The 12,762-nt window shown below is 72.2% G+C and carries 12 protein-coding genes; 10 read left to right on the top strand and 2 right to left on the bottom strand.

The window, feature by feature from the left end:
- Nucleotides 1-45: 45 nt before the first annotated feature.
- Nucleotides 46-1,689, top strand: a complete 1,644-nt coding sequence (locus QCD66_RS32525; protein WP_375735409.1) for an ABC transporter permease subunit — start codon at nucleotides 46-48, stop codon at nucleotides 1,687-1,689.
- Between the two features lie 62 nt (nucleotides 1,690-1,751).
- Nucleotides 1,752-2,561, top strand: a complete 810-nt coding sequence (locus tag QCD66_RS32520; protein ID WP_364211972.1) for a sugar ABC transporter permease — start codon at nucleotides 1,752-1,754, stop codon at nucleotides 2,559-2,561.
- 63 nt (nucleotides 2,562-2,624) lie between these two features.
- Here QCD66_RS32520 and QCD66_RS32515 read toward each other — a convergent pair whose 3' ends face one another.
- Both QCD66_RS32515 and QCD66_RS32510 read right to left on the bottom strand, forming a co-directional pair.
- On the bottom strand, nucleotides 2,625-3,545 hold the full coding sequence (locus tag QCD66_RS32515) for a MerR family transcriptional regulator (RefSeq protein ID WP_364211676.1): 921 nt from the start codon (nucleotides 3,543-3,545) through the stop codon (nucleotides 2,625-2,627).
- A gap of 138 nt (nucleotides 3,546-3,683) precedes the next feature.
- Entirely contained in the window at nucleotides 3,684-4,328 is a 645-nt protein-coding gene (locus QCD66_RS32510) for a TetR/AcrR family transcriptional regulator (RefSeq protein ID WP_375735390.1), read from the bottom strand.
- 100 nt (nucleotides 4,329-4,428) lie between these two features.
- Between QCD66_RS32510 and QCD66_RS32505 the strand changes: the two genes are divergently transcribed.
- The 8 genes from QCD66_RS32505 (at nucleotide 4,429) to QCD66_RS32470 (ending at nucleotide 12,760) form a co-directional block, all read left to right on the top strand.
- Nucleotides 4,429-5,475, top strand: a complete 1,047-nt coding sequence (locus QCD66_RS32505) for a hypothetical protein (RefSeq protein ID WP_364211682.1) — start codon at nucleotides 4,429-4,431, stop codon at nucleotides 5,473-5,475.
- Between the two features lie 178 nt (nucleotides 5,476-5,653).
- Entirely contained in the window at nucleotides 5,654-6,919 is a 1,266-nt protein-coding gene (locus QCD66_RS32500; protein WP_375735391.1) for a sedoheptulose 7-phosphate cyclase, read from the top strand.
- Nucleotides 6,916-7,350: a cupin domain-containing protein gene (locus tag QCD66_RS32495; RefSeq protein WP_364211688.1), complete on the top strand. Its 435-nt coding sequence runs from the start codon at nucleotides 6,916-6,918 to the stop codon at nucleotides 7,348-7,350. The genes QCD66_RS32500 and QCD66_RS32495 overlap by 4 nt, the downstream gene beginning before the upstream one ends.
- Nucleotides 7,347-8,654: an aspartate aminotransferase family protein gene (locus tag QCD66_RS32490; RefSeq protein WP_375735392.1), complete on the top strand. Its 1,308-nt coding sequence runs from the start codon at nucleotides 7,347-7,349 to the stop codon at nucleotides 8,652-8,654. Before QCD66_RS32495 ends, QCD66_RS32490 begins: the two co-directional genes overlap by 4 nt.
- Nucleotides 8,651-9,670: an ATP-binding cassette domain-containing protein gene (locus tag QCD66_RS32485; protein ID WP_375735393.1), complete on the top strand. Its 1,020-nt coding sequence runs from the start codon at nucleotides 8,651-8,653 to the stop codon at nucleotides 9,668-9,670. The genes QCD66_RS32490 and QCD66_RS32485 overlap by 4 nt, the downstream gene beginning before the upstream one ends.
- Complete coding sequence (locus tag QCD66_RS32480; RefSeq protein ID WP_375735394.1) at nucleotides 9,667-10,500, top strand: ABC transporter permease; 834 nt, start codon at nucleotides 9,667-9,669, stop codon at nucleotides 10,498-10,500. The genes QCD66_RS32485 and QCD66_RS32480 overlap by 4 nt, the downstream gene beginning before the upstream one ends.
- Nucleotides 10,497-11,303, top strand: coding sequence for an ABC transporter permease (locus QCD66_RS32475; protein WP_375735395.1), 807 nt, complete (start codon nucleotides 10,497-10,499; stop codon nucleotides 11,301-11,303). Before QCD66_RS32480 ends, QCD66_RS32475 begins: the two co-directional genes overlap by 4 nt.
- 2 nt (nucleotides 11,304-11,305) lie before the next feature.
- Nucleotides 11,306-12,760 carry a hypothetical protein gene (locus QCD66_RS32470; RefSeq protein WP_375735396.1) on the top strand — a complete coding sequence of 485 codons (1,455 nt, stop codon included), beginning with the start codon at nucleotides 11,306-11,308 and terminating at the stop codon, nucleotides 12,758-12,760.
- The last annotated feature ends 2 nt before the right edge of the window (nucleotides 12,761-12,762 follow it).

Genomic DNA, 12,762 nt, shown 5'->3' with positions numbered 1-12,762 from the left:
ACATGGTGTCGCCGAGCGCGGCGAGGCGGCACCGTGACCGAGAACATGACGGGTGCGGGGCCTGCGACGCAGGCCCCGCCCCGGGGTCCGGGCGGGGCCCCGGGCCGGGGCCGTGACCCCGACAAGGCACGCCGGACCGTACGCGACGACCGGCCGATCACGCTCACCGGGCTCACCGTCAAGGTCGTGCTCCTCGGCCTCGTCGCCGGGATCGCGCTCTGGGCGGCCTTCCCGCTCATCGAGGCCGAGGCGTGGGTCGGTCTGGGCATCCTCGTGGCCACCACCGCCGGGCTGTTCTACCTCTACCTGTCCCGGCGGCACATCCCGGCCAAGTATCTGGTGCCCGGCACGCTGTTCCTGATCGCGTTCCAGGTCTTCCCGGTCCTCTACACGGCCAGCACCGCCTTCACCAACTTCGGTGACGGCCACCGGGGCAGCAAGGACGAGGCGATCGTCGCCATCCAGTCCTCGTCGGTGGTCCAGGTCCCCGGATCGATCGAGTACGCCCTCTCGGTGGCGACCACCGGCGACGCCGCCACCGGCCCGCTGGTCTTCCTGGTCACCGATCCGACCACCGGGACCGTCTCGGCCGGCAACGCCGACGGCCTGGAGCCGCTCGACGCGGGCAACGTCACCGTCAACAGCGCCGGCAAGGTGACCGCCGCCGACGGCTACACCGTGCTCAACGCCGGCCAGGCCAGCGCCCGCAGCCAGGAGATCACCGAGTTCGCGGTGCCGACCGAGGGCGGCGCCATCCGCTCGGCCGGGCTTTCCCGGGCGTACGAGGGCAAGGCGACGCGGGCGTACGACGCCGGCTGCGACTGCGTACGCGACGCCGACAGCGGCAAGGTCTGGACCGCCGACCCCGAACGTGGCGCCTTCGTCGCCGCCGACGGCGAGCGGCTGCTCCAGGGCTGGCGGGTCAACGTCGGGCTGAGCAACTTCACCCGGGTGCTGACCGAGCCGTCGATCTCCGGACCGTTCCTGGAGACGCTGGTCTGGAACTTCGCCTTCGCCGTCGGGTCGGTGTTCGTCACCTTCGCGCTCGGCCTGCTCTGCGCGCTGGCGCTGCACTCGCCCCGGGTACGCGGCCGGACCCTCTACCGGGTGCTGCTGATCCTGCCGTACGCGATGCCGTCGTTCGCGATGCTGCTGGTCTGGCGGGACATGTTCAACACCGACTTCGGCCTGGTCAACAACCTGTTCGGACTCGACGTGGACTGGATGGGCCAGCCCTGGTCGGCGCGGGCCGCGGTGGTACTGGTGCAGTTGTGGCTCGGCTACCCGTACATGTTCCTGGTCGCGACCGGTGCCCTTCAGGCGATCCCGCGCGAGCTGACCGAGGCGACCTCGGTCGACGGGGCCACGCCGTGGCAGTCGTTCCGGCGGATCACCCTGCCGCTGCTGCTGGTCGCGCTGAGCCCGCTGCTGATCTCGTCGTTCGCGTACAACTTCAACAACTTCAACGCGATCTACCTGGTCACCGAGGGGGGGCCGTTCCCGGCCGACAACCCGAGCGTGGGTGCGACCGACCTGCTCATCACCTACACGTACCGGCTGGCGTTCGGCGCGGCCGGTGCCCAGTTCGGCTTCGCCGCGGCCATCTCGATCTTCATCTTCACCCTCGTCGCGGTCATCTCGGCGATCAGTTTCCGCCGGTCGCGCCAACAGGAAGAGGTGTACGCGTGAGCACTGTTTCTGCCACACCTCGCCGGCGGTCGCGGTGGTTCGCGGACGTGGGGTGGCGGCACATGGTGCTGCTGGTCTCGCTGGCGTTCGCGCTGTTCCCGATCGTCTTCGTGGTCTCGGCGGCGGTCAACCCGCTGGGTACGCTCTCGTCGACCGACCTGCTGCCCACGGGTGCCTCGTTCGGCAACTTCGCCAACCTGTTCCGAGACACGGCCTTCGAGTGGTGGTTCCTCAACTCGCTGCTGATCGCGAGCGTGTCGGCGGCCGTGTCGGTGTTCCTGTCCGCGCTGGCCGCGTACGCGTTCAGCCGGATGCGGTTCAAGGGCCGGCGGGTCGGCCTGCTCTCGCTGCTGCTGATCCAGATGTTCCCGCAGTTCCTGGCGATCGTGGCGATCTTCCTGATCTTCACGACGGTCACCGACCTGTGGCCGGCGATCGGCTTCAACACCCCGTGGGGCCTGCTGCTGCTCTACCTCGGTGGCGCGCTCGGCGTGAACACCTGGCTGATGAAGGGCTTCTACGACACGCTGCCCCGCGAGCTGGACGAGTCGGCGACGATGGACGGCGCCTCGCACACCCAGGTGTTCTTCCGGATCATGTTGCCGCTGGTGGCGCCGATCCTCGCCGTCACGGCGCTGCTGGCGTTCATCGGCACGATCAACGAGTTCCTGATCGCCAACGTGTTCCTCACCAGCCCGGAGTCGAAGACGCTGTCGGTCGGCATGTGGGGCCTGGTCGCGGGGGAGCGGAACAACAACTTCGGCATCTTCTGTGCCGGCACGTTGCTGACCGCCATCCCGACGGTGCTGGTCTTCCAGTTCCTGCAGCGCTACATCGTGTCCGGCCTGACGGCCGGCGCGGTCAAGGGCTGACCCACTCCGGTCGGGGCGGCCGGCCCGCGCGTGTTGGCGTCGCGCGGGCCGGCCACCGGCCGGTCAGCCGGGGTGGGCGGCGAGGGCCCGGTAGACCCAGGCCCAGACCGGGCTCACCTCCGGGTACGGCGGCCACCCGTTGACGACCGCCATCAGTTGCCAGTAGTGCGCCGGCCGCGGGTCGGCGCCGAGTTCCCAGGCGTCGAGCAGTTCCCGCCGGTACGCCGGGTCGTCGGTCCGGCCGACGGCTTCGGCGTACGCGGCGACGACCCGGTCGATGATCCGGCCGGCCTCGGCCGACATCGGGTCGATGCCGTCGGCCTGGGCCGGCCCGGCCAGTTCGTCGACGAGCGCGGCCACGGCCCGCGCCGGTTCCGCCTCGACCGGGACCGGGCTCTCCCCGCCGAACGACTTCTCGCTCATCCGGCGCAGCAGGCCGCGGAAGTCGCGGTCACGGACCAGTTCGGACAGTTCGAGCCAGGCGTCGAGCTGCGCGTCGGTCGGATCGTCGGGCAGCTCGGGTCTGGCCCGGCGCAGCATCCCCTCGAACTCCGGGTCGACCGGTATGCCGGTGAAGATGCTGTCCAGGAACTCGTCGATGATCCGTCGCCGGTCGTCGGCGGTGGCTTGGGCGATCTGGTTCATCCGGTCTACCTCCTGTGGGGTCGGTTGGCGGCGAGCCAGCGCGCGCAGTACGGCCCGCCGTACCCGCAGCAGCCGGATCTGCGCGTCGACCGCCTCGGCGTGCCGGGCGACGACCTGGGTCAGGTCGGCCTGGCGGTCGAGGACCTGCCGGATGGTGGCCAGGTCGAGGCCGAGTTCGCGCAGGGTCCGGACGAGGTCCAGGCGCGCCGCGGCCTGCGCGTCGTAGCGGCGGTGTCCGCTGTGGGTGCGGGCCACCTCCGGTACGAGGCCGAGGTCGGAGTAGTAGCGGACGGTCTTGACCGACAGTCCGCTGCGCCGGGCCAGCTCGCCGATGTGCATGCGTTCGATGCTCGGACCTCCCCCCACTGGAGTTGCAACCCCGCGCCGCGCCCCCGTCCCCGCCGTCCTCGCCGCCGGCCGATGCGTTGATCAAGGAGTTGTTGCCCGGATCGTGCCCCGTTTCGCCCGTTACATCACCTAGATCGGCGCGTCAGGGATGCGCGTGTCCGCCGTCAACGAGGCCGGACCTGGGGGGTGGGACATGAGGGCGTGGATGCCGGCCATGAAGGTCTGGTGGTCGGGGGCGCCGGTCAGCAGCCGCTGCAGGGCGTAGCCGGGGATCATGCCGAGCAGGACGTGGCCGACCGCCGTGACGTCGGTGTCGGCCGCCAGTTCACCCCGGTCGAGGGCCTGTTGGGCGAGCGTGGTGAAGAACTCGCGGAGCCGGGGATAGCGTTCGGCGACCAGGGCGGCCACGGTCTGGTCGCGCATCGCCTCCGCCCAGACCTGGACCGCCAGCCGGAACATGCCGTCCGGGCCGAGTTGCGTGTCGACCACCGCCAGCACCCGGTCCATCGCCTCGATCAACGGGTACTGCGGCTCGTGTGCGGCGATGGCGTTGAATTCCCGGCCGACGCCGTCGACGGTCTGTCCGGCGATGGCGGCGACGATCTCGTGCTTGCTGGTGAAGTAGCGGTAGACGGCACCGACCGACAGCCCCGCTTCCGAGATCACGTCCTGCATCGAGGTCTGGTGGAAGCCGTTGCGCAGGAAGCACCGGCGGGCCGCGTCGAGGATCTGCTGCCGGCGGGCGGCCAGGTGCTGCTCGGATACGCGTGGCATGGCACACAGCGTAAAACGAGGGTTCGTTCCTTGACGGCGGGCCGGACCATGGTGACCCTGGAGGCATAAAAGAACGAGCGTTCGTTTTAAGGAGATGGTCATGACGCGCCGCCAACCACCACCGGTCCTGCTCGCCGTACTGATCGGGGTTGCGGTAGTCGCCCTTCAGGCGCTGCTCGTACCGCTGTTCGCCGGACCCGCCGCGAACCTTCAACCGCGCGACCTGCCGATCGTCGTCGCCGGACCACCGGAGGCGACCGCCGCGATCACCGCCCGGATGGAGCAGGCCCTGCCCGGCGGGTTCGAGATCATCGCCCGCCCCGACGCGGCGGCGGCCGACCGCGCCCTGCGCGACCGGGAGGCGTACGGTGCCGTGGTGGTCGGCCCGGACGGGCCGGTCCTGCACACCGCGTCGGCGGCCAGCCCGGCGGTGGCCACCCTGCTCGCCCAGGCCGCCGGGCAACTCGGCGACGGTCGGCCGGTGCCGGTGGTCGACGTCGTACCCGGCGACCCCGACGATCCCCGGGGCGGCGGATTCGCCGGCGGGTTCCTGCCGCTGGTGATGACCAGCCTGATCGCCGCCGCCGCGCTGACCCTGGCGGTCCGCTCCCGGCCGGTACGGCTGGCCGGCCTGCTGACGTACGGCGTGCTGGCCGGCCTCGCCGGGGCGGCCGTACTGCAGTTCTGGCTCGGCGTGCTGCCCGGCGGCTACCCGCTGAACGCCGCCGTCATCGGCCTCACCGCGCTGGCCGTCGCGGCCACCGTCGCCGGGCTCGGTTCACTGCTCGGCCTGCCGGGCATCGGTCTCGGTGCGTTGATCGTGTTCCTGGTGGGCAACGCCCTGTCGGCGGTCGGTGCGGCCCCGGAGTTGCTTCCGCAGCCATGGGGCACGGTCGGGCAGTGGCTGCCGGTGGGAGCCGGCGGCACCCTGCTGCGCTCGGCGGCGTTCTTCGACGGGGCGGGCGGCGCGCAACCGGCGTGGATCCTGGCCGGCTACGTGCTGGTCGGGCTGGTGCTCCTGCTGGTCGGGCGGGCGGTGCCCGCCGTACCCGGGCGGTCGGTGGACCGGCCGGCCGACCCCGGTGACCCGGTCGCGTCCGGTGTGCCGGTGGTGGCATCCGGCGGGCCGGCGGTGACGCGGGGCTGAGCCCCGGGTGGGATCCGACGATCCGCTCCCGGATCGGCCGTTAGGTGGAAGCCGGCTAGCAAGATTTTGCAGACTTTACGCAAGACTCTTGCATCGATGAGGGGCGTCAGCCTAGATTCGCCTTCTCGTATCTCACGGTCGATGTCCCATCGCCGGCTCGCGTCACGAGGAGTTGGACGTGTCCATCAGCGCGCCTACGACCGGCGTACGGGCCGACGCCACCGGATTCTCGCTCCACGCCGTGGACGGCACCGCCTACCGGGTCGAACTCACGATGGACCTGTTCGCCCCGGGAAATCTACTGCTGCGCGACCGCCTGGCCGGCCGGCGGGTCGTCGCCTTCGTCGGCCCGACCGTGAACCGGCTGTACGGCGAGCGGATCCGGGCCTACCTTCGGGACCGGTTGTCGCCGGGAAGCTGGACCGTCCACGTGGTACGAACCGGCGAGCGCTTCAAGACGCTCGCCTCGGTCGAGCGGATCGGCGCCCTGGCCAAGGCCGACGGGCTCGATCGGCACGGGGTGATGCTCGCCGTCGGCGGCGGCGTCCTGTGCGACCTGGTCGGGTTCGCCGCCGCCACCTACGCCCGCGGGGTTCGGTACGTCAAGGTCAACACGACCCTGGTCGGACAGGTGGACGTCGGCGTCGGGATCAAGACCGGGGTGAACGCCTTCGGCAGCAAGAACATGCTCGGCGCCTACCACCCGGCGTACGCCTCGATCAACGACCCGGCGTTCCTGCGTACCCTCCCGGACCGGGAGATCCGCTGTGGACTCGGCGAGATCGTGAAGATGGCCGTGATCAGGGATCGGGCGCTCTTCGAGACCCTGGTGGAGCACCCCGACGCCTTCCGACCGGCGCCGGACCGGGTCGGCCCGCCGGGCCCCGAAGGCATGCCGGACCGGGTGGGCCCGCCGCGTCCCGACGGCGCGGTGGGCGGCCCGGCCGGGGTGGAGGACTACGTGCTGCGCGCGGCGATGGAGTCGATGCTGCGCGAACTCTGCCCCAACCTGCGCGAGGAGAACCTGGCCCGGCTGGTCGACTTCGGCCACACCTTCGGGCCGGTGATCGAGACCGCCAGCGACTACCGCGTCGCGCACGGCGAGTCGGTGGCGATCGACATGGCCCTGTCCAGCCAGATCGCCCGGCTGCTCGGCCTGCTGTCCGAGGCGGACTGCGACCGGATCACCGAACTGCTGCTGCGGCTCGGCCTGCCGGTGTACGACGCGGCGACCTGCACCCCCGAACTGATGTGGCAGGCGCTGCGCGGCGCCTGGGAACGACGTGGCCGGCGGCTGCACCTGGTCGTACCCACCGGCATCGGTTCGGCCACCTTCGTCGACGACCTCGACGACCTGCCGGCCGGGGTGCTGGACAAGGCCCTGGTCGCGCTCGCCGCCGCCGGCCGGGCCGGGCGGCCGGGCCGGCTGGTGGTCGCCGGATGACCGGTCCCACGCCCGGTGCCGGAGAGCACGACCCGGTGGTACGCCGTACCCGGGTCCCGAACCTGCACCGCGACCTGATGCGCGAGGTGACCGGCGACCACGGCGGGACCGGCACCATCCGGGTGCACCGCGCCTTCGACCGGGCGCACGCCCCGGCCGGGGTCGCCTTCGTCGACCTGGTGGTGCTGCCGCCCGGGACCTCGATCGGGCTGCACCGGCACGGCGACGACCAGGAGACGTACGTGATCCTGCGCGGCACCGGCCGGATGACGCTGGACGGCGACACCTTCGACGTGGCGGCCGGCGACGTCGTGGTCAACCGGCCGTACGGCGAACACGGCCTGGCCAACAGCGGCGCCGACGACCTGCACCTGCTCGTCTTCGAGATCGCGCCGATGGGCGCGCCCGCACCCGGACCGGAGCCGGCGTGACGGGGCCCGGTCCCCGGCAGGTGGAGTTGCTGACTCGGGAGGCGGCGCACCTGGCGCCCGGCGCCTCCGAGGAGGCCGCCCTCGGCGGCCGGGTCTTCGTCTCCGGGCGTGGCGCGGTGCTGGTCGACGCCGACGGCAACGAATACCTGGACTTCGCCGCCGGCACCCTGACCCAGTCGCTCGGGCACTGCCACCCCGAGGTGGTCGCCGCCCTGACCGAGCAGGCGGGGCGACTGTGGAACGTGCACGACTTCGCGACCACCGACCGGGCGGCGCTCTGCGAACTGCTCGCCGAACTGTTGCCGGAACACCTGACCACGCTGGCGTTCTTCTCCACCGGTGCCGAGGTGATCGAGGCGGCGCTGCGTACGGTGCAGGCGGTTGCCGAGCCGGGCCGCAACCGGGTCGGCGCGCTGCGGTACGGCTTCCACGGCAAGACGCAGGGCGCGCGGATGCTCGTGCACTGGGACGTCGGCCACCAGTCGTTCGCCGGCAACAGCGTGCTCGGCTACTCACCGTACTGCTACCGCTGCCCGCTGGAGCTGACCTACCCGTCGTGCGACGTACGGTGCGCGGCCCTGGTCCGCCGGCACATCGCGGAGAAGCCGAACGTCAGCGCGCTGTTCTTCGAGCCGGTCCTCGGGGCGGCCGGGGTGATCGTGCCGCCGCCCGGCTACTGGGAGCAGATCGCCGCCGCCTGCCGCGACAACGGGGTGCTGCTGGTCGCCGACGAGGTGCTGACCGGTGGCGGGCGCACCGGGTCGTTCCTGGCCAGCGAGGCGCTCGGCGTACGGGCCGACCTGGTCGCGCTGTCGAAGGGGATGGCGTCGGGTTTCCCGTTCGCGGTGCTCGCCGGCACCGACGCCGTGCTCCGCTCGCCGTCCGCCGCGCGGGCCGGCTCGACCGCGTCGACGTACGCGAGCAACCCGCTGGGCATCGCCGCCGCCAAGGCGACCCTGTCGGTGCTGCGCCGCGACACCCTGGTCGACCGGGTACGGGTGCTCGGCGACCTGATGGCGCCCCGGCTGGCGGAACTGCGCGAGCGGTATCCGAACCTCGGCGACGTACGCGGCATCGGCCTGCTGCACGGCCTGGAGTTCGTGCACGACCGGCAGAGCCGGCGACCGGCTCCCGAACTCGCCCGCCGGGTCTATCAGGTGGCGCTCGACCGCGGGCTGCGCACCGCCATCGGCGGCCACGTCATCCGGCTCGCCCCACCGTTCACATTGGACGACGGGCAGTTGCGGCACGGGCTGGACCTGCTCGACCAGGCGATCGGCGCCGCGGTCGGTGAGCTGCGGTGATCGTCGCCGAGGGGCTGGTCAAGGAGTTCCGCCGCTACGAGCGCGGGCCGGGCCTGCGCGGCAGCCTGGCCGGCCTCTTCACCCGCCGCCACCAGATCGTGCGGGCGGTCGCGGGCGTGTCGTTCCGGATCCCGGCCGGCACCAAGGTCGCGTACGTCGGCGCGAACGGCGCCGGCAAGTCCACCACCATCAAGCTGCTCACCGGCATCATGCGCCCGACCGCCGGCCGGTGCCTGGTCGACGGGCGGGAACCGTACCGGGAGCGGCGGGCCACCGCGACGGTGATCGGTGCCGTCTTCGGCCACCGCAGCCAGCTCTGGTGGGACCTGCCGGTCGGCGACTCGTTCCGGATCCTGCGCCGCATCTACGACATCCCGGACCCGGTCTACCGGCGCAACATGACCCGGTTCCGCGAACTGCTCGACCTCGACGCCCTCGGTACGACCCCGGTCCGGCAGCTCAGCCTCGGCCAGCGGATGCGGGCCGAGGTGGCGGCGAGCCTGCTGCACGACCCGGCCGTGGTCTTCCTCGACGAGCCGACCATCGGGCTGGACCTCACCCTCAAGGAGGCCGTCCGGGCGTTGATCAACCAGGTCAACGCGGAGCTGGGTACGACGGTCATGCTGACCAGCCACGACATCGGCGACATCGGCTCGATCTGCGACCAGGTGCTGGTCGTCAACGAGGGTGCCGTGGTGCACCAGGGCAGCATGGCCGACCTGCTGCGTACGGCGGACACCCGCACGGTCGTCTTCGACCACGGGGCGGACCGGCCGGTGGCCGGCGCGCTGGCCCTGCTGGAGACCGGGCTGCCCGGAGTGCGTGCGGTGCCCGACGGTCCGGGCCGGATCAGGGTCGACTTCCCGGTGCCGCGCTGGTCGGTGCGGCAGGTGATGGCGTTCGTGCTCGAACATTTCGACGTCACCGAGTGCTTCGCCCCCGAACCGGACCTGGAGACCGTGTTGCGCCGGGTCTACGCCACCCGGGCCACCGTCGCCACCGGCGGCTCCGGATGACCGCGCCGGCCGTTGCGGCCCGGCGGACCGGTGCCGGCCTACGGCGCTACCTGCCCTACGTCACCAGCGGCCTGCAGGGCCTGTTGCAGTACCGGATCACGTTCCTAGTCAGCGGCATCACGGCAGCGGTGACCGCCGGGCTGCTGGCGTACCTGTGGCGGGAGGTGTTCGCCGCCCGCGACACGGTGGCCGGCTTCGACCTCGCCGGGATCACCACGTACGTCGTACTGGCCCAGGTGCTCGCCCTGCTCCAGAACAACCGGGTCGACGAGGGCGTCTCCGCCGAGATCAGCCGGGGTGACATCGCGGCGGTGCTGATCCGGCCGGTCAGCTATCCGGTGTCCAAGTTCTTCGCCAGCCTGCCGGTGTCGGTCGCCAACGCCGTCGTGGTCGGCGTGCCGGTACTCGGTCTCTACACGCTGCTGCTGCCGCTGGCGGCGCCGACCTGGTCCGGGCTGGCCCTCTTCGGCCCGGCCCTGGTCGGTTCGGTGCTGATCGCGTACGCGGTGAACATGCTGGTCGGGCTGACGGGCTTCGTCAGCACCAACGTGTGGGGGCTGCGGACGATCAAGGACAGCGCGGTGGCACTGCTGGCCGGGCAGCTCGTGCCGCTGGCCGTGATGCCCGAACCGATGGCGGCGGTGGCCCGGCTGCTGCCGTTCCACGGCATGGTCGACAGCCCGCTGCGGCTGCTGCTCGGCCGCTACTCCGGCGCCGGCGAGGCGGTCGGCATCCTGGCCGTGCAGCTCGGCTGGGCGGTCGCCCTGCTCCTGGTGGTGGCCGTCGTCTGGCGGCTCGCGATCCGCCGGCTAGAGGTGCAGGGCGGATGACCGTGCTGGGGAGGACGTTGTGGTACGTCCGGCTCACCTGGTTCCTCAGCGGGGTCAGCCTGCACCGGCTGGTCGTCTACCGGGCCGACTTCCTGATCGGGGCCGGCAGCCTGGTGGTCCGGGTCGCCTGCCAGCTCGCCCTGCTCGGGATCATCTTCCAGCAGGTGCCGGCGCTGGCCGGCTGGAGCTACCACCAGGTCCTCTTCCTGACCGGCTTCGCGCTGCTGCCCCGGGCCCTGGACCGGCTTTTCACCGACCAGCTCTGGATCCTCTCCCGCGACCTGGTCCGGACCGGCGACTTCCACCGCTACCTGCTGCGGCCGACGAGCCCGTTCTACACCCTGCTGTCGGAGCGGTTCCTGCACCCGGACGGCTTCGGCGAGCTGGTCATCGGACTGGCCGTGGTCGGCACCGCGGCGGCCCAGCTCGACCTGACCCTCACCCCGCTGCAGTGGCTGCTGCTGCCGCTGCTGGTGCTCTGCGGCGCGCTCATCACCACCTCGATCAAGGTCGTGTTCGCCGCCCTCTCGTTCTGGACCACCACCAGTTTCGCGGCGGTGGTCGCGGCCAGCCAGCCCGGCGACCTCAGCGGCTATCCGCTCGACCTGTTCCACCCGTCGCTGCGCCGGCTGCTGACCTGGCTGCTGCCGTACGCCTTCACCGCCTACGTGCCGGTGTCCTACCTGCTCTTCGACCGCTCCGACCTGCTGCTGTGGCTGCCGCTGGTCACCGCCGCCACGCTGGCCGTGGCCGGCGTGGTGTGGCGGCGGGGCGTCGACCGCTTCGAGATGACCGGGAGCTGACGATGCGTACCGACATCCCCGCCGACGTCACCGCCCTGCTGCGTACGGCGCCGTGGCTGGACGAACAACTACGCCCGGGCCCGTTCCGGGTGCTCGACCAGGCGGTGCTGGGGTCGTCCCGGCTGCTGGTCGTCGCGCCCGAGGTCGGCTCCGGCCGCTACTTCGTACCCGTGCTCGACGCCGATCCCGGGCGGGAGGCGACCCGTACCGACGACCATGACCGGGCCGTCGTCCGGGCGCTGCGGGACGGGCTGCGGCTGCCGACCGCCGCCGGCAACGTCGTCGAGTTCGACGGCACGCCGCCGCCGTACCGGGGCGGGTTGCCGTTCGCCCCCGGCTGGTCCTCCAACGCACTGTCCCTCGTGGACCTCGGTGGGGCGGCGCACGTGCACAAGGCGTACCGGCGGCTGTCGGCCGGCACCCGGGAACCCAGGATGATGCGGCTGATGGGCCCCGGCGGGCGGACCCAGCGCTGGGTCGGCGACTACCACTACGTGGACCGCGACACCGGCCGGCGGCTGCCGCTCGGCGTCGTCTACGCGTACGCCGACGGCGACGGGCTCGACCTGCCGCTGCGGCACAGCATCCGGGCGATGTGGCCGCTGCTCGCCGACGGTGCCGGGGTCGCCGACGCGGTCGACACCGTGCAGCGCGGCCTGGTCGACCGGCTGCCCGAGGCCGGCCGCTTCCTGCGTGCCTTCCACGACGAACTGGCGGCCCGGCTCGGCCCGGCCCCGGACTTCCCGGCGGAACGCTTCGTGGCCGAGACCGCCGCCCGGGTGGCCCGGCTCAACCCGCTGATCCTCGCCGACGACCGGCACCCCGGGCCGGTACGCGCCGCCGTCGCCGCCGCCCTCGCCGACGAACTCGCCCGGCAGGCCACGGCGGCGCCCGGAAGCTGGCCGTCCGGCGCCACCCACGGCGACCTGCACCTGTCGCACTTCCTGCGGGCCGAGACCGGCGCCGGCTGGCGGATGTGCCTGATCGACCTGTCCACCCCGGCGGTCGACCCCGCCGACCCGGACCACGCCGACCAGTCACCCTGGCAGGACCTGGTGTCGCTGCTGCGCGGGCTGGAGATCTTCACCGCCGACGAGTTCGCCCACCAGGCCGCCCTCGACCTCGACACCGACGGCGACGAGACCTGCCGTACGGCGCTGCTGCTCACCGCCGGGCACCGGCCGGACACCGCCGGCTGGACCGCCGACCGGCTGGCCGTCCTGCGCCGGTCGCAGGCGGCGGCGCAGCTCTGGGCCCGGCGGGTCCGGCGGCTGCTGATCGCCGGGTACGCCGATCCAGGCACCGAACCCGAGCGGCAACCCGCCTGGCGGATGTTCCGGCTGCGCCGGCTGGTCCACGAACTCGACTACGCGTACGCGCACGACATGCCGTACCACGCGGCGATCAATCTGCGGCACGCGCTGGAGACGCTGCGGCCGGCGACCGGGGAAGGGTGAGC

It is taken from the genome of Polymorphospora sp. A560, from assembly GCF_045781765.1.
In the GTDB taxonomy this organism is placed as follows: domain Bacteria; phylum Actinomycetota; class Actinomycetes; order Mycobacteriales; family Micromonosporaceae; genus Polymorphospora; species Polymorphospora lycopeni.
Note: the sequence above shows the minus strand (reverse complement) of the source record. Positions and strands in the feature narration are given on the sequence as shown.

Bases quoted from the DNA above. Each gene is read 5' to 3' on its own strand.
- QCD66_RS32520 (WP_364211972.1), top strand. From the start codon at position 1,752: ATGGTGCTGCTGGTCTCGCTGGCGTTCGCGCTGTTCCCGATCGTCTTC.
- QCD66_RS32480 (WP_375735394.1), top strand. From the start codon at position 9,667: ATGACCGCGCCGGCCGTTGCGGCCCGGCGGACCGGTGCCGGCCTACGG.
- QCD66_RS32515 (WP_364211676.1), bottom strand. From the start codon at position 3,545: ATGCACATCGGCGAGCTGGCCCGGCGCAGCGGACTGTCGGTCAAGACC.
- QCD66_RS32495 (WP_364211688.1), top strand. From the start codon at position 6,916: ATGACCGGTCCCACGCCCGGTGCCGGAGAGCACGACCCGGTGGTACGC.
- QCD66_RS32525 (WP_375735409.1), top strand. From the start codon at position 46: ATGACGGGTGCGGGGCCTGCGACGCAGGCCCCGCCCCGGGGTCCGGGC.
- QCD66_RS32505 (WP_364211682.1), top strand. From the start codon at position 4,429: ATGACGCGCCGCCAACCACCACCGGTCCTGCTCGCCGTACTGATCGGG.
- QCD66_RS32510 (WP_375735390.1), bottom strand. From the start codon at position 4,328: ATGCCACGCGTATCCGAGCAGCACCTGGCCGCCCGCCGGCAGCAGATC.
- QCD66_RS32470 (WP_375735396.1), top strand. From the start codon at position 11,306: ATGCGTACCGACATCCCCGCCGACGTCACCGCCCTGCTGCGTACGGCG.
- QCD66_RS32475 (WP_375735395.1), top strand. From the start codon at position 10,497: ATGACCGTGCTGGGGAGGACGTTGTGGTACGTCCGGCTCACCTGGTTC.